The sequence below is a fragment of the Pectobacterium quasiaquaticum genome, assembly GCF_014946775.2.
Lineage (GTDB): Bacteria > Pseudomonadota > Gammaproteobacteria > Enterobacterales > Enterobacteriaceae > Pectobacterium > Pectobacterium aquaticum.
Map to the genome: position 1 here is coordinate 3124320 of NZ_CP065177.1, position 23070 is coordinate 3147389.

Annotated in this window: 27 protein-coding genes and 1 riboswitch; of the genes, 18 read left to right on the forward strand and 9 right to left on the reverse strand. The window is 52.6% G+C overall.

The window, feature by feature from the left end:
- Positions 1–12 precede the first annotated feature (12 nt).
- From lptE to lipA, 12 genes are all read left to right on the forward strand, one after another.
- A complete protein-coding gene (gene lptE, locus IG609_RS14320; protein ID WP_039275328.1) occupies positions 13–567 on the forward strand; it encodes an LPS assembly lipoprotein LptE in 555 nt (184 codons plus the stop codon).
- Positions 564–1589, forward strand: a complete 1026-nt coding sequence (gene holA, locus IG609_RS14325) for a DNA polymerase III subunit delta (protein ID WP_193400110.1) — start codon at positions 564–566, stop codon at positions 1587–1589. The genes lptE and holA overlap by 4 nt, the downstream gene beginning before the upstream one ends.
- Positions 1556–2245 carry a nicotinate-nucleotide adenylyltransferase gene (gene nadD / locus IG609_RS14330; RefSeq protein WP_193397490.1) on the forward strand — a complete coding sequence of 230 codons (690 nt, stop codon included), beginning with the start codon at positions 1556–1558 and terminating at the stop codon, positions 2243–2245. The genes holA and nadD overlap by 34 nt, the downstream gene beginning before the upstream one ends.
- Before the next feature lie 194 nt (positions 2246–2439).
- On the forward strand, positions 2440–2757 hold the full coding sequence (gene rsfS, locus IG609_RS14335) for a ribosome silencing factor (protein WP_010284049.1): 318 nt from the start codon (positions 2440–2442) through the stop codon (positions 2755–2757).
- Between the two features lies 1 nt (position 2758).
- Positions 2759–3229, forward strand: a complete 471-nt coding sequence (rlmH, locus tag IG609_RS14340; protein ID WP_005976291.1) for a 23S rRNA (pseudouridine(1915)-N(3))-methyltransferase RlmH — start codon at positions 2759–2761, stop codon at positions 3227–3229.
- Positions 3230–3262: 33 nt separating this feature from the next.
- A complete protein-coding gene (gene mrdA / locus IG609_RS14345) occupies positions 3263–5167 on the forward strand; it encodes a peptidoglycan DD-transpeptidase MrdA (RefSeq protein ID WP_102116697.1) in 1905 nt (634 codons plus the stop codon).
- 9 nt (positions 5168–5176) lie between these two features.
- Positions 5177–6289 (forward strand): peptidoglycan glycosyltransferase MrdB, encoded by a 1113-nt coding sequence (gene mrdB / locus IG609_RS14350; protein WP_102116698.1) that lies wholly within the window; start codon positions 5177–5179, stop codon positions 6287–6289.
- A gap of 13 nt (positions 6290–6302) precedes the next feature.
- On the forward strand, positions 6303–7427 hold the full coding sequence (gene rlpA / locus IG609_RS14355; RefSeq protein WP_193397491.1) for an endolytic peptidoglycan transglycosylase RlpA: 1125 nt from the start codon (positions 6303–6305) through the stop codon (positions 7425–7427).
- Positions 7428–7593: 166 nt separating this feature from the next.
- Positions 7594–8805, forward strand: a complete 1212-nt coding sequence (gene dacA / locus IG609_RS14360) for a D-alanyl-D-alanine carboxypeptidase DacA (protein ID WP_010284040.1) — start codon at positions 7594–7596, stop codon at positions 8803–8805.
- Positions 8806–8954: 149 nt separating this feature from the next.
- Positions 8955–9218, forward strand: coding sequence for a DUF493 family protein YbeD (gene ybeD, locus IG609_RS14365; protein WP_102116700.1), 264 nt, complete (start codon positions 8955–8957; stop codon positions 9216–9218).
- A gap of 159 nt (positions 9219–9377) precedes the next feature.
- On the forward strand, positions 9378–10061 hold the full coding sequence (lipB, locus tag IG609_RS14370; protein WP_193397492.1) for a lipoyl(octanoyl) transferase LipB: 684 nt from the start codon (positions 9378–9380) through the stop codon (positions 10059–10061).
- Between the two features lie 227 nt (positions 10062–10288).
- Positions 10289–11254 (forward strand): lipoyl synthase, encoded by a 966-nt coding sequence (gene lipA, locus IG609_RS14375; RefSeq protein ID WP_193397493.1) that lies wholly within the window; start codon positions 10289–10291, stop codon positions 11252–11254.
- Positions 11255–11336: 82 nt separating this feature from the next.
- Here lipA and tatA read toward each other — a convergent pair whose 3' ends face one another.
- On the reverse strand, positions 11337–11534 hold the full coding sequence (gene tatA, locus IG609_RS14380) for a Sec-independent protein translocase subunit TatA (protein WP_193397494.1): 198 nt from the start codon (positions 11532–11534) through the stop codon (positions 11337–11339).
- Positions 11535–11764: 230 nt separating this feature from the next.
- A riboswitch (Fluoride riboswitch) is annotated at positions 11765–11868 on the forward strand.
- Positions 11869–11952: 84 nt separating this feature from the next.
- Here tatA and crcB point away from each other — a divergent pair.
- Positions 11953–12336, forward strand: coding sequence for a fluoride efflux transporter CrcB (crcB, locus tag IG609_RS14385; RefSeq protein ID WP_193397495.1), 384 nt, complete (start codon positions 11953–11955; stop codon positions 12334–12336).
- An 81-nt stretch (positions 12337–12417) separates the two neighbouring features.
- Here crcB and cspE read toward each other — a convergent pair whose 3' ends face one another.
- Positions 12418–12627, reverse strand: a complete 210-nt coding sequence (cspE, locus tag IG609_RS14390; protein ID WP_005976270.1) for a transcription antiterminator/RNA stability regulator CspE — start codon at positions 12625–12627, stop codon at positions 12418–12420.
- A gap of 217 nt (positions 12628–12844) precedes the next feature.
- Between cspE and IG609_RS14395 the strand changes: the two genes are divergently transcribed.
- A complete protein-coding gene (locus tag IG609_RS14395) occupies positions 12845–13549 on the forward strand; it encodes an aspartate/glutamate racemase family protein (RefSeq protein ID WP_193397496.1) in 705 nt (234 codons plus the stop codon).
- Between the two features lie 170 nt (positions 13550–13719).
- Here IG609_RS14395 and ypfM read toward each other — a convergent pair whose 3' ends face one another.
- Positions 13720–13779: a protein YpfM gene (gene ypfM, locus IG609_RS20645; protein ID WP_145962348.1), complete on the reverse strand. Its 60-nt coding sequence runs from the start codon at positions 13777–13779 to the stop codon at positions 13720–13722.
- A gap of 233 nt (positions 13780–14012) precedes the next feature.
- Here ypfM and IG609_RS14400 point away from each other — a divergent pair, with 233 nt between their 5' ends.
- From IG609_RS14400 to IG609_RS14415, 4 genes are read left to right on the forward strand one after another with little or no spacing between them, the layout of a single operon-like run.
- On the forward strand, positions 14013–14390 hold the full coding sequence (locus IG609_RS14400) for an ArsC family reductase (RefSeq protein WP_193397497.1): 378 nt from the start codon (positions 14013–14015) through the stop codon (positions 14388–14390).
- Position 14391: 1 nt separating this feature from the next.
- Positions 14392–15519, forward strand: a complete 1128-nt coding sequence (gene dapE, locus IG609_RS14405; protein WP_193397498.1) for a succinyl-diaminopimelate desuccinylase — start codon at positions 14392–14394, stop codon at positions 15517–15519.
- Positions 15516–16190, forward strand: coding sequence for a M15 family metallopeptidase (locus IG609_RS14410; RefSeq protein ID WP_193400108.1), 675 nt, complete (start codon positions 15516–15518; stop codon positions 16188–16190). Before dapE ends, IG609_RS14410 begins: the two co-directional genes overlap by 4 nt.
- A gap of 2 nt (positions 16191–16192) precedes the next feature.
- Positions 16193–16387, forward strand: coding sequence for a YpfN family protein (locus IG609_RS14415; RefSeq protein ID WP_010309028.1), 195 nt, complete (start codon positions 16193–16195; stop codon positions 16385–16387).
- 92 nt (positions 16388–16479) lie between these two features.
- Here IG609_RS14415 and IG609_RS14420 read toward each other — a convergent pair whose 3' ends face one another.
- The 6 genes from IG609_RS14420 to purC form a co-directional block, all read right to left on the reverse strand.
- Entirely contained in the window at positions 16480–18150 is a 1671-nt protein-coding gene (locus IG609_RS14420) for a methyl-accepting chemotaxis protein (RefSeq protein ID WP_193397500.1), read from the reverse strand.
- 275 nt (positions 18151–18425) lie between these two features.
- Positions 18426–19043 (reverse strand): esterase, encoded by a 618-nt coding sequence (gene ypfH / locus IG609_RS14425; RefSeq protein ID WP_193397501.1) that lies wholly within the window; start codon positions 19041–19043, stop codon positions 18426–18428.
- Between the two features lie 164 nt (positions 19044–19207).
- Positions 19208–19435, reverse strand: coding sequence for a DUF1272 domain-containing protein (locus tag IG609_RS14430; RefSeq protein ID WP_193397502.1), 228 nt, complete (start codon positions 19433–19435; stop codon positions 19208–19210).
- 47 nt (positions 19436–19482) lie between these two features.
- On the reverse strand, positions 19483–21525 hold the full coding sequence (locus tag IG609_RS14435; RefSeq protein WP_193400107.1) for a tRNA(Met) cytidine acetyltransferase TmcA: 2043 nt from the start codon (positions 21523–21525) through the stop codon (positions 19483–19485).
- 17 nt (positions 21526–21542) lie between these two features.
- Positions 21543–21995 carry a DUF441 domain-containing protein gene (locus tag IG609_RS14440; RefSeq protein WP_039482881.1) on the reverse strand — a complete coding sequence of 151 codons (453 nt, stop codon included), beginning with the start codon at positions 21993–21995 and terminating at the stop codon, positions 21543–21545.
- 219 nt (positions 21996–22214) lie between these two features.
- On the reverse strand, positions 22215–22928 hold the full coding sequence (purC, locus tag IG609_RS14445) for a phosphoribosylaminoimidazolesuccinocarboxamide synthase (RefSeq protein WP_010286515.1): 714 nt from the start codon (positions 22926–22928) through the stop codon (positions 22215–22217).
- Positions 22929–23070 lie beyond the last annotated feature (142 nt).

The following is a 23070-nucleotide window of genomic DNA, read 5'->3' on the forward strand; positions in this document are numbered from 1 at the left end:
CAAGGAGGAACTGTGCGACATCGTCTATTCACGTTGTTGCTGGGGCTGGCGGTGTTAATCACCGCTGGCTGCGGTTTTCATCTGCGCGGCACGACACAAGTGCCTGCGCAGTTACAAACACTGGTGCTCGACAGCAGCGATCCTTATGGTCCGCTAACGCGTGCAGTACGTGAGCAGCTCCGTCTCAGCGATGTGAAAATCGTTGACGATGCGACGCGTCAGGATATCCCGTCTCTGCGGGTACTGGGCTCAAGCGAAACGCGCGATACCGTCTCTATTTTTCAGGACGGTAAAACAGCGGAGTACCAGATGGTGCTGACGTTGCAGGCGCAGGTGCTGATGCCGGGTGAAGATATTTATCCGCTCAGCGTGACGGTGTTCCGCACGTTCTTTGATAACCCGCTGGCTGCACTGGCGAAAGATGCCGAACAGGACATCGTCCGTCAGGAAATGCGTGAGCAGGCTGCCCAGCAGTTGGTGCGTAAGTTGCTGACCGTCAACGGTAGTCAGAAAGTCAAAAATCGGCTGCAGTCTACCGATTCCACCGCTGCCGCCACGCGTTCATGATTCGGCTTTACCCCGAACAACTCACCGCTCAGCTCCATGAGGGGCTGCGCGGTTGTTATTTGGTCTTCGGTTCAGACCCGCTGCTGCTACAGGAAAGTCTCGACAGTATCAAACGGGTTGCTCAACAGCACGAATTCAGCGAGCATTTCAGCTTCATTCTGGATCTTCATACCGACTGGGATGCCATTTTCAGCACCTGCCAGGCGCTCAGCCTATTCGCCTCACGCCAATCGCTCTTACTGGTTTTGCCGGAAAACGGCCCAAATGCCGCGATGGGTGAAAATCTGGTTAAGCTCTCTGGATTATTGCACCCCGACATTTTGCTGATTCTGCGCGGTCATAAGCTGACCAAAGCGCAGGAAAACAGCACCTGGTTTAAAGCGCTGGCGCAAGACAGCGTCTATATCAATTGTCTGACGCCGGAACAGGCCCAGCTCCCTCGCTGGGTTGCTCAGCGAGCCAAGTCCATGAAGTTAACGCTGGATGACCAGGCCACGCAGCTCATTTGCTATTGCTATGAAGGCAACTTGCTCGCACTGTCTCAGGCGTTAGAGCGGCTGGCACTGCTTTATCCCGATGGCAAGCTGACCCTGCCGCGCGTGGAAAGTGCGGTCAATGATGCCGCTCACTTCACCCCGTTCCACTGGCTTGATGCGCTGCTGGCAGGCAAAGGCAAACGCGCCTGGCACATTTTGCAGCAGTTAAAACAGGAAGATTGCGAGCCTGTCATTTTACTGCGCACGCTACAGCGTGAACTATTACAGCTGTTGGCGCTAAAACGGCGTATGTCAGACACGCCGCTGCGTACGCTCTTCGATCAGCAAAAAGTGTGGCAAAACCGGCGTGACCTGCTCACTCAGGCACTGCAGCGGCTTTCTCTTCAACAGCTACAGCAGGCCGTACGATTGCTAACGCAGGTGGAAATAACCTTAAAGCAAGACTATGGTCAGTCCGTTTGGTCTGAACTGGAATCGCTTGCCATGCTGCTGTGCGGCAAAGCCTTGCCGGAGGCATTCATCTGAATACGTCACCCGCAGCGCCATCCCTGACCGCGTTTTTTGGCGGCACGTTCGACCCCATTCATTACGGTCACCTTCAGCCAGTGACCGCACTGGCAAAGCGCGTGGGGCTGACTCACGTCGTCCTGATGCCCAACAACGTTCCGCCGCACCGGCAGCAGCCCGAAGCCAGTTCTCGGCAGCGTTTTCATATGGCTGAGCTGGCCGTGGAAGGCAACCCGCTGTTTACCGTAGACGATCGTGAACTGCAACGGCAAACGCCCTCCTATACCATCGATACGCTGGAAGCACTGCGGGCTGAAAAAGGCCATGATGCGCCGCTGGGCTTTATCATCGGGCAGGACTCGCTGCTGACGCTACATTATTGGCATCGCTGGCAAGATCTGCTTAACGTTTGTCATTTGCTGGTATGCGCTCGGCCCGGCTATCGCTCGACGTTGGAAACACCCGAATTACAGCAGTGGCTGGACGATCATCTGACCCACACGCCGGACGATCTTCATCAGCAACCGCAGGGACGGATTTTTTTAGCAGACACGCCGCTGGTCACCATTTCCGCCACGGACATTCGCCAGCGTCGCCAGCAAGGTCTGGACTGTCGCGATTTATTACCTCCCGCCGTGCTCAGCTACATCGACGAAAGCGGCCTGTACCAATAACACCGCTTTTCCTGCCCATCAACCACGGGCTTTATACCACTCGGTAAAAGTGCGTGATATACTCCGCGGCTGGTTTCAATCACCGAGAAACACGAAAATTCTCGGCAATTACTCGGTGATTTACCTTTTTCCTAAACAATTCAGCGCCACACGCGTTCGTCAGTTGCTGACAAAACGCCATTGAGGGGGAACCTTTGCAAGGTCAAGCACTCCAAGACTTCGTTATTGATAAGGTCGATGACTTAAAAGCCCAGGATATTGTTGCACTTAACGTGCAGGGTAAGTCCAGCATCACCGATTACATGGTTATCTGTACGGGTACCTCTACGCGTCATGTCGCGTCTATCGCCGATCACGTCGTGCAGTCTTCACGCGCCGCGGGTCTGATTCCACTCGGTGTTGAGGGCGAAAGCGCTGCTGACTGGGTTGTTGTCGATTTAGGTGACGTGATGGTTCATGTCATGCAAGAAGAAAGCCGCCAGTTGTACGAATTAGAAAAATTGTGGGGCTAGTATGAAGCTGCAACTGGTCGCCGTTGGCACCAAAATGCCCGACTGGGTGCAGACTGGTTTCACCGATTATCTGCGCCGTTTCCCAAAGGACATGCCTTTCGAATTACTCGAAATTCCGGCGGGGAAACGGGGTAAAAATGCGGACATCAAACGCATTCTGGAGCGCGAAGGCGAACAGATGCTAGCCGCAGTAGGCAAAGGCAACCGCATTGTTACGCTGGACATACCCGGGACTCGCTGGGAGACGCCGCAGTTGGCACAACAGCTAGAGCGCTGGAAACAGGACGGGCGCGACGTCAGTTTGCTGATTGGCGGACCTGAAGGACTTTCGCCGGAGTGCAAAGCCGCAGCAGAACAAAGCTGGTCACTCTCGCCATTAACGCTGCCGCACCCGCTTGTTCGTGTACTGGTGGCGGAGAGCCTGTACCGTGCATGGAGCATTACGACTAATCACCCTTACCATCGGGAGTAAGGCGATACGATGAAACCTGTGAAATAACGCTGGATGAAAGTAGAACGTAAACCCTTTCGTGATTATACGGCTGAGTCCGCCCTGTTTGTGCGCCGTGCTTTGGTAGCCTTTCTGGGCATTTTGCTGCTTTCCGGTGTATTAGTCGCTAATCTTTATCATCTGCAAATTGTGCGTGTTGATGACTATCGCACGCGTTCTAACGAGAACCGCATTAAGCTGGTCCCTATCGCGCCAAGTCGTGGCATCATCTATGACCGTAACGGCACGCCGCTGGCGTTGAATCGCACTATCTATCAGTTAGAACTGGTGCCAGACAAAGTCGACAACCTTAAAGATACGCTAGAAGCCCTGCGCCCCGTCGTCGATCTGACCGATGACGATCTGGAAAATTTTGAAAAAGAGCGTAAGCGTTCACGCCGTTTTACTTCTATCCCCGTAAAAACTGGGCTCGATGAGATTCAGGTCGCCCGCTTTGCCGTCAACCAATACCGCTTCCCCGGTGTTGAAGTTAAAGGCTACCAGCGCCGCTATTATCCTTACGGTTCTGCGCTGACGCACGTCACCGGCTATGTCTCGAAAATTAACGATAAAGACGTAGAGCGACTAACCAAAGAAGAAAAAATTGCCGATTATGCCGCCACGCGTGACATCGGTAAGCTAGGTATTGAACGCCATTACGAAGATCTGCTCCACGGTAAGCCAGGCTATGAGGAAGTTGAAGTTAACAACCGCGGGCGCGTGATCCGTCAGCTCCACGAACAGCCACCGCAGGCTGGGCGTGATATTTATCTGACGCTGGATCTGAGCCTGCAAATCTACATCGAGAAGCTGCTGGAAGGCAGCCGTGCCGCCGTGATTGTCACCGATCCACGCGACGGTGGTATTCTGGCGATGGTTTCCACCCCCAGTTACGACCCCAACCTCTTTGTCGACGGGATTTCCACCAAAAATTACGCAAAACTGCAAAGTGACCCCGATCGTCCGCTGATCAATCGCGCAACACAGGGGATTTATCCCCCCGCTTCCACGGTTAAACCTTATATCGCGGTTTCTGCCCTGACGGCGGGCGTGATCACCACGAATACTAGCCTGTTCGATCCCGGCTGGTGGCAATTACCCGGTTCCGAAAAACGCTTCCGCGACTGGAAAAAATGGGGACATGGCCGCCTTAACCTCACCAAATCACTGGAAGAGTCTGCGGATACCTTCTTCTATCAGGTCGCTTATGACATGGGGATCGATCGCCTATCAGAATGGATGAATAAATTTGGTTATGGCGAGAAAACCGGCATTGATATTTCGGAAGAAAGCGCCGGCAACATGCCAACCCGCGAATGGAAACTCAGGCGATTTAAGAAACCCTGGTATCAGGGAGATACCATTCCTGTCGGGATCGGCCAAGGCTACTGGACGGCAACCCCTCTCCAGATGAATAAGGCGCTGGTGACACTGATCAACGACGGCCAGGTCAAAACGCCACACCTGCTTTATAGTTCGCGGGAAAATGGCGTTATCGTGCCTTTCCGACAAACTGAGAATCTACAGATTGGCAATGTCCATTCGGGCTATTGGGAAGTAGCGAAGGATGGAATGTATGGTGTGGCTAACCGTGCTAACGGCACCGCACACAAGAGTTTCGATGATGCGCCTTATAAAATTGCGGCAAAATCCGGTACAGCACAGGTTTTCGGGCTGAAAGAAAACGAAACCTATAATGCACACAAGATCGCAGAGCATCTGCGTGACCATAAATTAATGGTCGCATTTGCCCCGTATAAAGACCCAAAAGTTGCGATGTCGATTATTCTGGAAAACGGTGGCGCAGGCCCGACCGTTGGCACCATCACCCGCCAGATCCTTGACCATATTCTGCTGGGCGATAACAATACCGATTTACCCAGTGCGCCTCCTGCGCCACCAGGTAGCGAGAGTGAGTAACAGACAGTCATGACCGATAGCCAACAAAAGGGGTCGTTCTGGGCGAAAATCCACATCGATCTTCCGTTTCTTCTCTGCATCCTGGCACTGCTGGGCTATAGCCTATTTGTCTTATGGAGCGCCAGCGGGCAGGACGTCGGCATGATGGAGCGAAAAGTCATTCAAATCGTGCTGGGGTTTACGGTAATGATCGTGATGGCGCAAATTCCCCCGCGCGTTTACGAAGGCTGGGCTCCCTACCTCTACATCGTCTGCGTAATTCTGCTGCTCATCGTGGATATTTTTGGGCAAATCAGTAAAGGCGCACAGCGCTGGCTGGATCTGGGTTTTATCCGCTTTCAGCCGTCAGAAATTGCCAAAATCGCCGTACCGCTGATGGTCGCACGTTTTATCAACCGTGATATGTGCCCACCCTCGCTAAAAAATACGGCAATCGCGCTGGTGCTGATTTTTGTCCCTACACTGCTGGTTGCCGCACAGCCCGACTTAGGCACCTCAATTCTGATCGCGCTATCAGGGCTATTTGTGCTTTTTCTCGCGGGTATGAGCTGGAGCTTAATTGGCATCGCCGTCCTACTACTCGCCGCTTTTATTCCTATACTCTGGTTTTTCCTGATGCATGATTATCAGCGCGCTAGGGTCATGATGCTGCTCGATCCGGAAACCGATCCGCTCGGGGCAGGGTACCATATTATTCAGTCGAAAATTGCGATAGGCTCCGGTGGCCTGTCTGGGAAAGGCTGGCTGCATGGCACACAGTCTCAGTTAGAGTTTCTGCCAGAGCGCCACACCGACTTTATCTTTGCCGTGCTGTCAGAAGAGCTCGGCTTAATCGGCGTATTGATTCTGCTCACCATGTACCTGTTCATGATCATGCGCGGTCTGGTCATTGCCGCGAATGCGCAAACGTCGTTCGGCCGAGTGATGGTCGGCGGGCTGATGTTGATTCTGTTTTTCTATGTGTTCGTCAATATCGGGATGGTCAGCGGTATACTTCCCGTCGTTGGCGTGCCGCTGCCGTTAGTCAGCTACGGTGGGTCGGCGCTGGTCGTCTTAATGGCGGGGTTCGGTATCGTCATGTCGATACATACTCACCGCAAACTGCTATCTAAGAATTTATAACACGAGGTGAGCAATGCGTAAGGATTGGCTTTGGGTCGGCGTAGCAACTCTGGCGCTTGCGGCCTGTACCACAACGGAACAGCGGCAGCCTGCGCCGCCCGTGACTCAGGTTTACAGCGGACCGACAGAAGAAATCGGTGGCGCAGAGCCGCGTTATGAACCCTACAACCCAGGCACGCTGCAAGACTACAACATCAAAGGCAAGAGCTATAAGATTGTCCAAAATCCGCAAAATTTTAGCGAGACAGGCTTAGCGGCATGGTATGGCGAAGAAGCTAACGGCAACCGCACGTCAACTGGCGAAACGTTTGACCCTAATGCGATAACCGCCGCCCACCCAACGCTGCCGCTACCAAGCTATGTCCGCGTGACCAACCTGAGTAATGGTCGCCGTCTGGTGGTGCGTGTGAACGATCGCGGGCCGTATATGCCGGGCAGAATTATCGATCTGTCGAAGGCCGCAGGCGATCGGCTGAATATCTCGAACAATACCAAAGTAAAAGTGGACTTCATCAACGTCGCACCAGACGGTACGCTCTCCGGCCCCGGAACCGTCGGCACCACCGTCGCTAAGCAAAGCTTCGCACTGCCGGAACGCCCAAGCTTCGGTGCCAGCGGGCTGGGCACACCGATGATGGAAACGACGTCGCCAACGCCCAACAGCGCCGTGCGCCCGATCAGCAATAGCAGCCTGAGTGCACCAGCAGAAAGCACACAGCCGCAGAGCAGCGCACCGTCGCACAGCGGTGGTTTTCTGGGCGCCCCTTCCGCCCTGCGTGCTGGCGTGGTTGAGTCCAGCGTGACGCCAGCGGTAGCGCCATCGTCATCCGCAGCACCAATGCACGCCGCGCCAGTTGCAGCTGCAACGGTTGCCGCTCCCGCGACTGCAACGCCATCTGCCACGGGTCGCTATGTGGTTCAGGTCGGTGCATTGAGCGATCAACAGCGCGCGCAAACCTGGCAGCGCAGCCTGAGCGAACGCTTCCGCGTGGCCGGAAAAGTCACCGCGAGCGGCGGCCTGTATCGTATCCAACTGGGGCCATTCCAGAATCGCCAGCAAGCCGTTGAACTTCAACAACGTTTGTCAGTCGAAGCTCAGCAGCAATCGTTTATTACCGCGGCGCCCAGCCCCCTCTAGTAACGGATAATCGGCAGACTCACTCAGCGAAAACGGCGGCTATGGCATTGAACATACCGCCCTTTTGCAAAATCACGTAACGTAATGTCTGATGCCTGCCTATTTCCCATCTGCTATAGTGTGGCTCGTTTTTTAACTCATACCCACGGATGTTGTTGTTCCAATCATGAATACTGTAAACACGTCTCGTTTTACTAAACGTACTGCGCTTGGCGCACTGCTCGCCATTAGTGCCTCTTCCTTTGCTTATGCCGAAGATATCAATCTTAAAACGATGATCCCTGGCGTCCCGCAAATCGATGCTGAATCCTACATCCTGATTGATTACAACTCTGGGAAAGTGTTGGCGGAAATGAATGCCGACACGCGCCGCGATCCGGCCAGCTTAACGAAAATGATGACCAGCTATGTGATTGGTCAGGCCATTAAATCAGGAAAAATCAGCCCGAATGACATCGTTACTGTCGGTAAAGATGCCTGGGCAACCGGCAACCCGACTTTCCAGGGCTCTTCCCTGATGTTCCTGAAGCCGGGCGACCGCGTTCCTGTCTCCCAGTTAAACCGTGGCATTATCCTGCAATCTGGCAACGATGCCTGCGTCGCCATGGCCGACTACGTTGCTGGCAGTCAGGATGCCTTCGTTAACCTGATGAACGGTTACGTGAAAGCACTGGGGCTGAAAAATACCAATTTTGAAACCGTGCACGGTCTTGATGCGCCGGGCCAGTTCAGTTCGGCACGCGATATGGCTCTGATCGGTCAGGCGCTGATCCGCGATGTGCCAGAAGAATACGCGACCTACAAAGAGAAAGAGTTCACGTTCAACAATATTCGTCAGCCTAACCGTAACGGTTTGCTGTGGGATTCCAGCCTGAATGTTGACGGCATCAAAACGGGCCATACATCATCAGCAGGCTTTAATCTGGTCGCCTCTGCAACAGAAGGCCAGATGCGCCTGATTTCTGCGGTACTGGGTGGACGTAACGCCAAAGGCCGCGAATCAGAAAGTAAGAAACTGCTGACCTGGGGCTTCCGCTTCTTTGAAACCGTCGCGCCATTGAAAGCAGGCAAAGAATTCGCGTCTGAGCCCGTCTGGTTTGGCGACAGCGACCGCGTTGCGCTGGGCGTTGAGAAAGATGCCTACCTGACTATTCCGCGCGGCCGTATGAAAGATTTGAAAGCCAGCTATGTTCTGGACAACACGGAACTGCATGCGCCGTTAGCCAAAAATCAGGTTGTGGGTTCCATCAACTTCCAACTGGATGGCAAAACCATCGATCAGCGCCCGCTGGTGGTCATGAACGAAGTGAAAGAAGGCGGGATCTTTGGCCGCATGATCGACTACATCAAACTGATGTTCCATCACTGGTTCGGCTAATCCCCCTTGTGTGGGGCCAAAACGTCCCCATATAGATACCATCCATAACTCCCGCAGAACGCGGGAGTTAGCTTTTTTAGTATACTGTACTGATGTCAGTGCTAATACCGTCGGAATGATGCCGACGTATTACCCTCTCTGGAGCGCAAATGAAAACCAAATTAAACGAACTGCTTGAATTCCCATGTATTTTTACCTACAAGGTCATGGGCGAGGCAAAACCAGAGTTGGTCGATCTGGTCGTTGAAGTGGTACAGCGTCATGCGCCAGGCGACTACACGCCGCAGATCAAGCCCAGCAGCAAAGGGAATTATCACTCTGTTTCCATCACCATCACTGCGACACACATTGAGCAGGTGGAAACGCTATACGAAGAACTGGGCAACATCGACATCGTGCGTATGGTTCTGTAAAGCATAGAATTCTGTAAGACCTAGAGTTCTGTAAAAGTCATATGTAATCAAAACGGACGGGAAAACTGGCGAGTGCGGCAGAGTTTTGTGATTTTGCAAAGTGCTGTTCGCTGAGGCTTCCCGCCGTTATAATCCCCCCCACCTTTCCTTAACCTGAAGATGACACACTTGCTACAGGATAAGATCATCGTACGCCAATTTGACGTACAGCCGTATGAACCCGTCTCTCTGGCGATGCATAATTTCACCGACCGACGTGATGATAAAACCCCAGATGAAATATGGCTGGTTCAGCACCCTCGCGTATTTACGCAGGGTCAGGCAGGCAAAGCCGAGCATCTCCTCATGCCCGGTGATATTCCCGTGATTCAGAGCGACAGAGGCGGCCAGGTGACCTACCACGGCCCCGGTCAGCAGGTCATGTACGTGTTGATTGACCTGAAGCGTCGCAAGTTCGGCGTTCGTCAGCTCGTCACCGCCATCGAAAATACCGTGATTGGCACACTGGCACATTTCCATATTGAAGCCCATGCACGCCCTGATGCGCCCGGCGTCTATGTCGGTGAGCGTAAAATCTGTTCGCTAGGGCTGCGTATTCGCAAAGGCTGCTCTTTCCACGGGCTGGCGCTCAATATTGCCATGGATCTCTCCCCTTTCCTGCGTATCAACCCGTGCGGTTACGCCGGAATGGAGATGACGCAACTCAGCGATCTGGTGCAAGGCGTCACAGTGGATGACACCGCTCCTGTGCTGGTGAACACCTTTTTGCAGTTAGTCGGCTACTACGCCCCGGAATTTGTTTCGTGGAATCTGGACGTTCAGGGTGAGCCGCTTCCTGGTTAATGTATTTCATCCTGTTAATAAAAATCAGTCAGGTAGACGATCGTTTTTTGATAAATTACATTTTATTCACATAATTTCTTCATTTTGATCGCGCAAAGGCTGATTGTGGTTAGGCAAGATGATATAATTTTTATAGTTTTTTAAAAAAAAGTTTAACTAAAAACATAATCCTTTGAATTTGAATTACAAATTTAAAGAAACGATTCAGAACTGGAACTTACGCAAACATGAGTAAACCGATTCAGATCGAACGCGGCGTTAAATACCGCGATGCCGATAAGATGGCGCTAATCCCAGTACGTACCGTCGTCACCGAACGCCAGGAGCTTCTGCGCAAACCTGAATGGATGAAGATTAAACTTCCGGCAGATTCAAGCCGTATTCAGGGAATCAAAGCGGCCATGCGCAAAAACGGGTTGCACTCAGTTTGCGAAGAAGCGTCCTGTCCGAATCTGGCGGAATGTTTCAACCACGGTACCGCCACCTTCATGATCTTGGGTGCCATTTGTACCCGTCGCTGCCCGTTCTGTGACGTTGCCCACGGCCGCCCGCTTACGCCGGATGCCAATGAGCCGGAGAAACTGGCACAGACGATCCATGACATGGGCTTACGCTATGTCGTGATCACCTCCGTTGACCGTGATGATCTACGCGACGGTGGTGCACAGCACTTTGCAGACTGTATCAGCGCCATTCGCCGCAAAAACCCGAGTATCCGCATCGAAACGCTGGTGCCAGACTTCCGTGGTCGTATGGATCGCGCGTTAGAGATCCTGACCGCCACGCCGCCAGATGTGTTCAACCACAATCTGGAAAACGTACCACGCGTTTACCGTCAGGTTCGTCCTGGTGCGAACTATGAGTGGTCACTGAAGCTGCTGGAAAACTTCAAGAACGCACATCCAAATATCCCGACCAAATCTGGCCTGATGGTTGGATTGGGGGAAACCAATGCGGAAATCGTGGAAGTGATGCGTGACCTGCGTCGCCACGGTGTGACGATGCTGACGCTGGGACAATATTTACAGCCGAGCCGCCATCACCTGCCAGTACAGCGCTACGTCAGCCCAGATGAGTTCGATGAGATGAAAGCCGAAGCGATGGCGATGGGCTTTACCCATGCTGCCTGCGGCCCATTTGTTCGTTCCTCCTACCATGCCGACCTACAGGCAAAGGGCATCGAAGTAAAATAAGCGTTCATACATATTTACACATTTTTTATGTGGCATAAAAAACGGACGGCAATCGCCGTCCGTTTTGCTGTGTGAGATGCGATCAGGGTTCTTTACGAGATGAATCATGCAGCGCTACCGTATCATCCGTCTTTGCCGGCTGCTCGTCATTCATCGCCTTCTTAAAGCCTTTAATCGCCGCGCCCAAGTCACCGCCGAGGCTACGAAGTTTATTCGTACCGAACAGCAGAATGATTAACGCGCCAATCACCAACAGCTTGGCAATACTGATACCTTCCATACAAACCTACCTGATTTAGATGCTGGAGACGCCAGCGGACGAGAACGATTTCTATTGAAAATAATTCTTTTACTCTATGACCTCTATCTAAGACCTTATGCAGCGCGGCACAATTAGCATATGTAACAAAGTAAGACTCGACAAAAGCGCTTTCTCGCGCATTCAAATTGCTTTACAACTTTCACCTCGGCACCACTACAAAAATGCCTTCTGACGGCGTAAACTTTCTTGACTAAAGCGGAGATAACATTCCTCCCTACCCTCGCGCAGCCAAAACACTGACAGCCTTAAAACAGGGTACAACCGCCACTCGGCTAATGATGTCTACGTTCACTCGCAGAGAGGGCGTGGCGTCTTACCCAACACTCTCCGAGATCGCAAAAACAATTCAGGTAATACAACACAAAGAAAGGTTTCTATGTTTAGTACATTACTCGCGGTATTTATTGGTGGCGGAGTCGGTAGCGTTGCGCGCTGGCAGCTAAGCATTAAGTTTAACAATCTGTATCCAACGTTGCCGCTAGGTACTCTGCTTGCCAACGTGATCGGGGCTTTTGTTATTGGCGGTGCGCTCGCTTTCTTCCTGCGCCATCCTCATCTCGATCAGGACTGGAAAATATTGATTACCACCGGGCTGTGCGGCGGTTTAACGACGTTTTCGACCTTTTCCGCAGAAGTCATCATGTTCCTGCAAAGTGGGCAGCTTGCGGTGGCGGGGTTACACCTACTATTAAATCTGGTGGGTTCGTTGCTCATGACCGCGCTGGCGTTTGCGCTGGTCACGTGGGTGACAACACACTGAGGTCACACGAAAATTGATAGCATGTGGAAAATGAAGCAAAAAAAACCCGCCATAGGCGGGTTTTTCACGAAATCGGTATAATTAAATAGCGTTAACGTTAGCAGCTGAAGGACCTTTGGCACCGTCAGTGATTTCGAACTCTACACGCTGACCTTCAGCCAGAGTTTTGAAACCATTGCTCTGAATGGCAGAGAAGTGTACGAACACGTCTTTGCTACCATCTTCAGGAGTGATGAAACCGAAGCCTTTAGACTCATTGAACCACTTAACACTACCTTTAATCTTAGACATCAAACTTACCTTTACATGAATGAAAGACACAAAATCTGTGTCAGGTACAGTACAACAATAGATTGACCTTTTGTCCAGTTGAAGTTGGGCAAAAAGTGATAAAAGTCGCTAAAAATGTATACCGCGCAACTCTGGTGTCCTATTTTAACCCGATGCAGAACGCAGAGAGCTCAGTTCTGGCCAATTCATCACTTTTTACGATATGAAGGAAAGCATCATGGTAAGCAAAACGCTGGGTCTGATCGGGGGCATGAGTTGGGAATCTACCATCCCGTATTACCGCATTATCAACGAGTATGTGAAAAGCCAACTTGGCGGCCTGCACTCAGCAAAAATCATCCTGCACAGCGTCGATTTCCACGAGATCGAACGGTTGCAGTCACAAGGTGATTGGGAGCAGTCAGCCGCTGTACTCAGCAATATCGCAGTAGGATTACGTCAGGCGGGAGCAGAGGCGATCGTCATCTGTACCAACACCATGCATAAAGTGGCCGATGACGTTGAACGCGCCTGCCAGCTTCCTCTTTTGCATATTGCCGATGCCACTGGCGCCAGCCTGAAACAGCACAAATTGAAGAAAGTCGGTTTGCTTGGAACCCGCTACACAATGGAGCAGGATTTCTATCGCAAACGCATTCAGGAACGATTTGGCATGGAGGTGGTAGTTCCTGACCATGAGGGAAAAGAATCCGTTAATCGCATCATTTACGATGAACTGTGTCTGGGAAACGTTAACGACGCATCGCGGCAGGTCTATAGGGACATTATCCAGCAGCTTGAACAGCAAGGTGCAGAAGGCATCATTCTGGGGTGTACGGAGATTCCGTTATTAATCAGCGCCCAAGATGCGGAAGTTCCTCTTTTTGATACCAGCAGGCTCCACGCGATTGCCGCTGCGAAATTTGCGCTTAACCAGTCATGACTATGAATTAATTCGATAAAATAAAATTCATACGCAAACTAATAATAGCCTCTTTTATTCACTCAAGTTTCCCCTTTTCACAAAGAAAAAAAGCAGTATTGAGAGACCCAATACTGCTTTTTCACATGATTTTATTCCTGGTATGGAATGACTAACAGTACTTCTCGTTATTATTTACGTAGCATTGTTTCAATAAAATCTTTCCAAGTACTCACTTCTACTTCTACCATACGAACCTCTTGGTGATTAACAGCGACGTATTATACGCATATTTTTTAATCAAGTGAAAGTACCGTGGCAGTATAAAAAGCGTACTAATATTTATTTCTGCTACACAGTTCACAGTAGATCTCCCCGCCTTTTTTCGGCATGCTGGGCTATCGCACGATTAGGCTCAGTCAGGCAGTACTGTCCTGCACAGCAATCGTCATGCAACCCAATAAGCAGAAAGGATTTTATCCCTATGACGCTGACCATGTATGGTATCAAAAACTGTGACACTATAAAGAAAGCGCGCCGTTGGCTGGACGATCAACAGGTGGTGTATCGCTTCCATGATTACCGTGCCGACGGTCTGGATGAACAGTTGCTACAGCGTTTTATCGACCAACTGGGGTTTCAGGTCTTACTCAACACACGCGGAACCACCTGGCGTAAACTCAGCGAAGACCTGCGTGAACGGATCAACAGCGATACCAGCGACAGCGCAGAGGCAGCCAAAAACTTAATGCTGGAGCAGCCAGCGGTGATTAAACGGCCGTTACTGATGACCGATGACGGCCACGCGCTGCTTGGCTTCAGTATCGACAGCTACCAGAAATTTATTGCGGAGAACAAATAACGTGTCTTGCCCAGTCATAGAACTCGCTCAACAGTTAATTAAACGCCCTTCCCTCAGCCCGAATGACGAGGGTTGCCAAGCGCTCATGATTGAACGCCTGACGGCGATTGGCTTTACCGTCGAAGCGATGGATTTTGGCGATACCCAGAATTTCTGGGCATGGCGCGGCACAGGGAAAACGCTGGCCTTCGCCGGACACACCGATGTGGTTCCCAGCGGTGATGAAAGCCACTGGCAGCATCCACCGTTTGACCCCATCATTCGTGACGGCATGCTGTATGGTCGCGGCGCCGCTGACATGAAAGGTTCACTGGCGGCAATGGTAATTGCCGCCGAGCGTTTTGTCGCCACCCACCCTAATCATCAAGGGCGTCTGGCGTTCCTGATTACCGCGGACGAAGAAGCCAGCGCCGTTAATGGCACCGTAAAAGTGGTTGAGGCGCTGATGGCACGTAACGAGCGATTGGACTACTGTCTGGTCGGCGAGCCTTCCAGTACGCATGTTGTGGGTGATGTGGTCAAAAATGGCCGTCGTGGTTCTATCACCGCGAATCTCCGCGTACACGGCGTGCAAGGGCACGTGGCTTATCCTCATCTGGCGGACAATCCCGTTCATCGCGCAGCACCGGCGCTTAACGAGCTGATCGCCACCGAGTGGGATCAGGGCAACACCTTCTTCCCACCGACCACGATGCAAATCGCCAATATTCAGGCAGGCACCGGCAGCAATAACGTCATCCCCGGCGAGTTATTTGTGCAGTTCAATTTCCGCTTCAGCACCGAATTGACAGATGTGTTAATCCAGCAACGCGTGGCGGAATTACTGGATCGCCACCAGCTTAATTACACCATCGACTGGAAGCTCTCCGGCCAGCCATTCCTGACCGCACGCGGCGAACTGGTCGATGCTGTGGTGAATGCCGTTAAACATTACAACGAGGTTACCCCAGAGCTGCTGACCACCGGCGGCACCTCCGATGGCCGTTTCATTGCCCGCATGGGCGCACAGGTCGTTGAACTGGGACCCGTGAACGCCACGATCCATAAAGTGGATGAATGCGTCAGCGCGGCAGACCTGCAACTGCTGAGCCGCATGTACCAGCGCATTATGGAGCAGCTCATCGCATGATGACGCCAGCTACGTTAACCGGTAAAAGCGATCAACATCTGGTCGCTTTACAGGGTCATCATCGTCTTCAACCGGAGGCGGTAACCGCGTTTCTGGCGCTACAGCAGGCGGCAAAAACGGCGGGATTTAACCTACAACCCGCTAGCACGTTTCGTGACTTCGAGCGCCAGCGTCAGATCTGGAATGGCAAATTTCGCGGCGAGCGGCCCGTCATGGATGCCAACAGCCAGCCGCTGGACGTGCACTCTCTGGACGAAGGCGAGCGCTGTGAAGCGATTCTGCGCTGGTCCGCTATGCCCGGTTCCAGCCGCCACCATTGGGGCAGCGATCTCGATATCTACGATCCCGATTTATTACCCGCAGGCCGTTCGCTCCAGTTGGAGCCGTGGGAATATGAAGAAGGCGGTTACTTTGCTGCACTGAATATGTGGCTGAGTGCGCACATGCATGAATACGGTTTTTATCGACCTTATGCGCACGATCTCGGCGGTGTCGCAGCCGAACTCTGGCATATCAGCTATTATCCACTCGCACAGTATGCGGAAGAACTGCTAACACCCGACCTCATTCTTGCCGCCTGGCAAGATGAAGACATTGCAGGCTACCCCTGGCTCAGCCAGAACTTGCCGCAGCTGTTTACCCGTTATATTCATAATGTTGATGAGGCGTAACCATGGCATGGCTGGCTGATTACTGGTGGATAATTCTGATTGTCCTGATAGGCATGCTGATTAACGGCATCAAAGAATTGCGCAACGTTGACCATACGCGTTTTCTGCTCAATAAACCGAAATTGCCCCCGCACCGTGACAACAACGACAAGTGGGACAAGGAAGAAGACGAAGACTGGCCGAAGAAAAAACCCTGACACCTATCATCGTCAAACCGCCTGCACACGAGCTAAGCACCGCGCGGCAGGCGGTTTGGATAATTACACTTTCATTAAAACGCTCTCGTCAGCTAAAACGTTTCCCAATTTGCATTCGATGACCCAGCATGAGCGGGTTTAGGTAACAGTGATTTTGGTAATGCAGCAAGCGAAGGTACGCTCTCGGCACGATGTTCCTGCGCTGCGGCTTGATCAAGCTTGAACACCGCCACCGCATTCTGTAAATATCTGGCCTGCTCTTCCAATGCCGCCGCAGCAGACGCGGATTCTTCTACCAGCGAGGCGTTTTGCTGAGTGACACGATCCATTTCATTGACCGCCTGACCAACCTGATCGATCCCGCGGCTTTGCTCATCGGATGCCGACGCGATTTCCCCCATAATATCCGTCACCCGATTCACAGCCCCAACGATTTCTTTCATCGTGTCACCCGCGTCTTTTACCTGCAAAGAGCCGATATTGGTGCGGCTAACCGAATCATCAATCAGCGATTTGATCTCTTTGGCAGCCTGAGCACTGCGCTGTGCCAGCGTTCGTACTTCCCCCGCCACCACGGCAAAGCCTCGACCTTGCTCCCCGGCACGCGCCGCCTCTACTGCCGCATTCAGCGCCAGAATATTGGTTTGGAAGGCGATGCTATCAATCACGCTGGTAATGTGGGCGATTTTTTGTGAACTGTCGGCGATCTCATTCATCGTCTTCACAACATTGTCGACGACAGTACCGCCTTTATTGGCCGTCTCCGACGCATTTTTTGCCAGCAGCGTAGCCTGACGCGCATTGTCTGAGTTCTGCTTCACCGTTGAGGTCAGTTGCTCCATGCTGGCCGCGGTTTCCTGTAGCGATGCAGCCTGCTGCTCCGTGCGCGAAGACAGATCGTTGCTGCCCACCGAGATTTCACTGGCCCCAGCGTGGATGGAGTGGGAGCTGTCGCGCACCAGACTCACGGTGCGGATTAATGATTGCTGCATATGATGTAGCCCCGCCGCAAGCTGGCTCATCTCATTTCGCCCAGCCGTATCAATAGGATGTGTCAGATTGCCTTCGGCAATCGCGCTGATATGCTGCATGAGCGTACGCAGCGGATGCAAAAGAATACGCTGTAACCCGATCCAACTGAGGATAATCACTAGCACGACGACAACGGAAAGTGCGCCCAGAAGCCACAGCATCGTTTCAAATGCGGCGTGGTTTTCCTGTAGCCCGTCATCCGATAGCTGGTTTTGTGCCGCTCGCCACGTAATATAGGCGTCCTGCATGGCCACATTCAGCGGCGTGGCACCGCTACTCAATTTCATCGCCGCCCCCGCTAAACCACCGGAAAGCGAATCCACAATATCATTCAGTAGCTTGTCGTAAGCGGTATAGCTCGCCTCAAGTTTTTTGGATAATGCTTCATCCAACCCGGGCGTATTAGGCAGAGACAAATAGTGTTTATAACTACTCTCTGAGGCGGCCAATTGCGATTTTGCTTGCTGTAAAAGAACCTGCATAGCCTCTTTATCCGCATTCCCCATCATCATGTTTTGTATAATAGAACCGATAGCGATGCGCGTCTGATTCATCATAATCCATGCATCAGTAAAGGCCGCTACATTCTGGTTAGAGCGTTGGGAAACTAGGAATCCGTCTCTGTCATTAGTCAATGCACGAACGGATAGCGCACCGGTTAAAAATTGAGATATTCCCAGCACAAATAATAAGATAACAAGGATGGTAATGACTTTAATACGTTTAAACATGGCACACCCTCTTTTTCCATAAGGATGCGATATTTATATCTGAAAAAATAAGATAAATATTGAACACTCAACACAAATAAAAACATTGCCTATATTATTTAACACCCTGATATGGACTATATTATTTTTCATATGGATAAATTCTCATTCCATAAAATATGTCCTCTTATTTGAATAACGGCAGCGCCGAAAATTCATTTCACACACCATACGTAATGATAACGAACGCTGCCATATCAGGAATAACCAAGAAGATAATCTGATGGAATATACGCTTACTTCAGATAGGCCAGCGCCTGCTTCAGCATCCGTTCATCAATGCCGTGCCCGACAGCGGGCGCAACATCCAACGTAAATGACGTACCCAGTTCCTGAAAGCGCTGCGCGGCAGCATACGCATGTCCAACCACAATCACGCCATCCGCTTCACCGTGAATCAGGTGCACCGCAACATCAGCAAAGGCTTTTTCTGGCAGCACAGCAAAGCGACCGCTGAACGCAATAATGTGCCCAGCCAGCGAGGATTCAGACTTCAACGCCTCCAGTGACATAATGCTGCCTTGCGAGAAGCCCACCAGCACGATTTGTTCCGCGCTCACGCCGCTTTGCACCTGCCAATGGCGCACCGTCTCAATAAAACGCGGCAAGTTTGCTTCAATACGAGATAACCGATTCTCTTCCGTGACACCTTGAACAGAGAACCACTGCCGCCCGTCGCCATAGCCGCTGCTGAACGGTCCAGCAATGCTGATCACCATCGCCTGCGGCAATGCGGCGGCAAAATAGCGCCCAATCTGTGCCATGCCTGCGGCGGTATCGCCCACGCCATGAAACAGCAAGATTAACCGATTTGCTTCCGAAGGCTGCTGAACAACAACATAATCTTGATTCACGTTTCTCTCCTGAAGGCATTCGCCGAAGGCGTCACCTGCCGATATTCGTCATAAAGTACGGTTAGTTCTCACTATACGCCGTGCACTAACAGGAGAAATCGGGAATTACTGAACGAGATGTTCCATTTTTTGCAACGACAGACAGAGATGCTCGCCCCTCCCTGTCAATGCGGTTTGATAATACGGATCGTTGAAGCCGGATCGTTCACCAGACAGCGTGTTGGACGCACAGGCCGTTTAACCAGTTCACCGCCGCAGTTCGGGCAGGCGTGGTGAAAGACAGAATCGGCACAGTCAGGACAGAACGTACACTCATAGGAACAGATATATGTTTCAGCATCCGGCGGCAAATCACAATCGCACTGCTCACAGTTGGGGCGTAATTCCAGCATTGGCTTATCCTGAAAGGCACAGAGTGATTCTTACAACTTATCAGATTTCACAAAATTTGGGAAACCCATCCACGGCACCGTTGCGCATCGAGATCGAGCAGCGCACTGGCGGCTTCTTCACGCCAACGCCTCAGGAGCGCTTTTTTGCCAGTAAGCCCCAGCATCATGGCTATCTGCTCGCTTTCACCCGGTTTTTCCGCCAGCAGGCGTAGCGCAGGCAGCGGCAATGCGGTGTGAACCAACAGGCGGCAAAGCGCGGCGAAGCTGGCCTCCATCGGCCGATGCGCAAACGCAAAACCTGCCAGTTCACGCCAGTCGTCTTCATTCAACGCCATGCTTTCTGTCTGCGGCAGTACGAGGTTAAGTGGAATCAAGCGCTGTAACCAATGCCAGTCACGCGCCAATTGCTGACTTCCCTGCTCCGCCAGTCTATGCCCTGCTTCACTCAGCGGCAGCACCGCCATCGCGCTGTAACAGCCGCTGCTGGCTTCAAGATGGCTGCCAATACGCACCAGTTGAAACCCACACGACTGCCAGAACGCCCACAATTCTGGCTGATAACCGAAGCTAACCGACAGGTAATCCAACGCTTGTCGCTGTGCCTCACGCCGCTGTTCTGCAATAAGCGCACGACCAATACCTTGTCGGCGGTATGTCGATGCCACTGCAATCCGGCTCACGCGGCGTGCACGCAGCATCGGCGCATGCCATAAACCAGCGTGTGCCGCTAGCGACTGCGCCACCAGATTACCGCGCGGGCGTCGCCGTCCTGCCCACACCTCATGAGCCAGCGAGTCCGACAGTCCGCCTTCTTCCACCAGCCACAGCACACCACACATCTCGCCCGCCATCTGTGCGCTGGCAATATGCATACCCGGCGCATCCATCAGGCGGCGCAAATCCAATGGCGAAGTACGGTAATGCGCGCTGCACAAAAGCGCGTAGCACCATGCCAGACGCTCAGGGTGTATTAGCCAGTCGTCGGCACGTTCGATTCGACTTTCCAGCGTAGAAGAGGGAATAGGTCGATCGGGCTGTGGCGGGGACTGAAACGCGTCGGGCTCGTTGAATAGCAGCGCCTGATCCAACACCCGTTCCAGCGGATCGTTCGCGACCCAGCGCAGCGGATCGTCCAGCGTAAACGCCCGCCACTGCGGCAGCATCGCACAAAATTTCAGCAGAAATCCCCGTCCGGTGCCTTCGTACCCCTGTACCGTCGTGGTCATCAGAATGCGGGGAAAATACGGTAACAGCGCGGAGAGCACGGAAGACGGAATCGCCGCCGCTTCATCAATTAACAGCCAGTCGACATTGGGTGCGCCATGAAGGCGGCAGTGTGCCAGCAGCGCATCCGGTGCCCAGAACTGCGTCTCGGTACGTGCGTGCTGTTGCAGAATCTCCGCCGCGGCACGGGAAGGTGCGGTAATCCAGCAGGCACCCCGACTACGCTGAGTCAGCATTCCCGCCAGCGCTGATTTCCCCCGCCCGCGCGGTGCGGTAATCACAAACACACCAGATTCTGCGGCATTCAGCTCATGCAAAATCTGCTGCTGTTGCGTTGTCGGTTCACCGTTCGCAGGCTGCCAGTCCGATCGCGCGGCCAGTGGCCGAATCACGACTTCCTGATCCTGCTGCCAGAGCACCACATCCTCATCGGCCAACAGCTGGCGTTGAAAATGCTGGATAAAGTGCGGGGTAGCAATCGGCTGGTCTTGTTCACTCCAGCGCAGGCTATCTTCATCCGGCAGCGTCAGCCATGTCTGCCACGACGGCACCAGCATAATCAGCCAGCTACCGGCCTGTAGCGTGCCTGATAGCATCGCCAGCGCTTCGACGTCCACGCCTTTGCGCGCATCAAACACCGCGTGAAGAAACTCCCGACCCAGCAGCGTCCGCACTCGACTGGTTGGCAGCACGGTGACGGAATCAGACGCGGACTCGCCGATCCACAGCCAGTCGCCAGACGATTGGCGGCTAAGGGTTAGCGCCTGTTCTTCACACCAGCTCGGTTCGCCGCTCAATACCAGCAATCGCCGGACGCCATAGCGCTGCTGCTGGCGCTGGCTGTGGAGAAAATCATGCAACATCATCACACGCGCCGAATCAATCAGGTCTTGCCAATCAGCAGGGAAAGCAGCCCTGCGGCGATCAGCGGACCAACGGGAACGCCGCGAAACAGCGCCACGCCCATGACCGTACCCACCAGCAGCCCCGCAACCACAGAGGGTTGATTGCTCATCAGCGACACGCCGCGTCCGCCAAGCCAGGACACGGCAACGCCAATGAGAATCGCCAACAGAGATTTCCAGTGCAGGAAGGAATGCATGACTTCACTGGCGGTAATTTTTCCGCTGGCAATCGGTGCCATCACGCCAATCGTCAGAATGACGATACCGATGCTCAGGCCGTATTTTTCCACCCACGGAAAATAGCTGTTCAACGGTGTGATACGTATCGCCAGCAGAACCAGAATTGCCAGCGTGACAGTCATGTTGTGACTGATGATACCCAGCCCCGCCAGGACGAGCAGGATTAACAATGTTGGATCGAGATAGGTCATGGATGCGAATCTGTCGAAAGTCGTCAGGTTGTGCGTTAAGCAAACCGCGATAATAGCATTAATCAGGGTCAGTGGCAGGAATCGAAGTAAGGGCCAAGTGAGCAAATCATTCGGGCTGAGACGAGAATAGAAAGGCAGCTTTTCGAGAGAGAAATGGGCAAAACATTCAGGCCGTCAGCCTATAGCCGACCGGCGACCTGAACGTAAACGATTGCGCAGTTAGTCTAATTTTACGCCAATACGGTGCGCAACTTCTTCATACGCTTCAATCAAGCCACCGAGGCTCTGACGGAAACGGTCTTTATCCATTTTGTTCAGCGTTTCTTTGTCCCACAGGCGGCTACCGTCTGGTGAGAACTCATCACCCAGCACAACTTCACCTTTAAACAGACCGAACTCCAGCTTGAAATCGACCAGAATCAGCCCAGCGTCGCCAAACAGTTTGCTCAGCACGTCGTTCGCCTTGTAGCTCAGCTCTTTCATGCGAGCCAGATTCTCTTCATTCACCCAGCCGAACGTCTTGCAGTAAGATTCGTTCACCATCGGGTCATGCATCTCATCGTTTTTCAGGAACAGATCGAACAACGGCGGGTTCAGCTCGATGCCTTCTTCGATACCCAGACGTTTTACCAACGATCCCGCCGCGCGGTTGCGCACGACACACTCGACCGGCACCATGTCCAGTTTCTTAACCAACACTTCATTGTCAGACAGCAAGCTCACCATTTGCGTTGGGATTCCAGCTTCTTCCAGTTTGCTCATGATGAAATGGTTGAATTTGTTATTCACCATTCCTTTACGGTCAAACTGCTCAATGCGTGCACCGTCTCCTGCTGATGTATCATTGCGGAACTCCAGCACCAGTAGATCGGGATCTTCGGTGGTGTAGACGGTTTTCGCCTTTCCACGATACAGCTCAGCTAGCTTTTGCATCTTTAATTACTCCACACAGTGAGGGTCAACAAGTACGACCCGATATTTAACGCTTCCCCGAACGGTTGCCGATAGCGCCCGTCAATTCGGGTAGAGATTGTTGAATGAAGAAGGGCCGGATAATCCGACCCTTGGTTTATTT

Excerpts from the sequence above, each read along its gene's own strand:
- holA (WP_193400110.1), top strand. The coding sequence starts at position 564 with ATGATTCGGCTTTACCCCGAACAACTCACCGCTCAGCTCCATGAGGGG.
- rlmH (WP_005976291.1), top strand. The coding sequence starts at position 2,759 with ATGAAGCTGCAACTGGTCGCCGTTGGCACCAAAATGCCCGACTGGGTG.
- mrdA (WP_102116697.1), top strand. The coding sequence starts at position 3,263 with ATGAAAGTAGAACGTAAACCCTTTCGTGATTATACGGCTGAGTCCGCC.
- mrdB (WP_102116698.1), top strand. The coding sequence starts at position 5,177 with ATGACCGATAGCCAACAAAAGGGGTCGTTCTGGGCGAAAATCCACATC.
- rlpA (WP_193397491.1), top strand. The coding sequence starts at position 6,303 with ATGCGTAAGGATTGGCTTTGGGTCGGCGTAGCAACTCTGGCGCTTGCG.
- dacA (WP_010284040.1), top strand. The coding sequence starts at position 7,594 with ATGAATACTGTAAACACGTCTCGTTTTACTAAACGTACTGCGCTTGGC.
- ybeD (WP_102116700.1), top strand. The coding sequence starts at position 8,955 with ATGAAAACCAAATTAAACGAACTGCTTGAATTCCCATGTATTTTTACC.
- lipB (WP_193397492.1), top strand. The coding sequence starts at position 9,378 with ATGACACACTTGCTACAGGATAAGATCATCGTACGCCAATTTGACGTA.
- lipA (WP_193397493.1), top strand. The coding sequence starts at position 10,289 with ATGAGTAAACCGATTCAGATCGAACGCGGCGTTAAATACCGCGATGCC.
- tatA (WP_193397494.1), bottom strand. The coding sequence starts at position 11,534 with ATGGAAGGTATCAGTATTGCCAAGCTGTTGGTGATTGGCGCGTTAATC.
- crcB (WP_193397495.1), top strand. The coding sequence starts at position 11,953 with ATGTTTAGTACATTACTCGCGGTATTTATTGGTGGCGGAGTCGGTAGC.
- cspE (WP_005976270.1), bottom strand. The coding sequence starts at position 12,627 with ATGTCTAAGATTAAAGGTAGTGTTAAGTGGTTCAATGAGTCTAAAGGC.
- IG609_RS14395 (WP_193397496.1), top strand. The coding sequence starts at position 12,845 with ATGGTAAGCAAAACGCTGGGTCTGATCGGGGGCATGAGTTGGGAATCT.
- IG609_RS14400 (WP_193397497.1), top strand. The coding sequence starts at position 14,013 with ATGACGCTGACCATGTATGGTATCAAAAACTGTGACACTATAAAGAAA.
- IG609_RS14410 (WP_193400108.1), top strand. The coding sequence starts at position 15,516 with ATGATGACGCCAGCTACGTTAACCGGTAAAAGCGATCAACATCTGGTC.
- IG609_RS14415 (WP_010309028.1), top strand. The coding sequence starts at position 16,193 with ATGGCATGGCTGGCTGATTACTGGTGGATAATTCTGATTGTCCTGATA.
- IG609_RS14420 (WP_193397500.1), bottom strand. The coding sequence starts at position 18,150 with ATGTTTAAACGTATTAAAGTCATTACCATCCTTGTTATCTTATTATTT.
- IG609_RS14430 (WP_193397502.1), bottom strand. The coding sequence starts at position 19,435 with ATGCTGGAATTACGCCCCAACTGTGAGCAGTGCGATTGTGATTTGCCG.
- IG609_RS14435 (WP_193400107.1), bottom strand. The coding sequence starts at position 21,525 with ATGATGTTGCATGATTTTCTCCACAGCCAGCGCCAGCAGCAGCGCTAT.
- IG609_RS14440 (WP_039482881.1), bottom strand. The coding sequence starts at position 21,995 with ATGACCTATCTCGATCCAACATTGTTAATCCTGCTCGTCCTGGCGGGG.
- purC (WP_010286515.1), bottom strand. The coding sequence starts at position 22,928 with ATGCAAAAGCTAGCTGAGCTGTATCGTGGAAAGGCGAAAACCGTCTAC.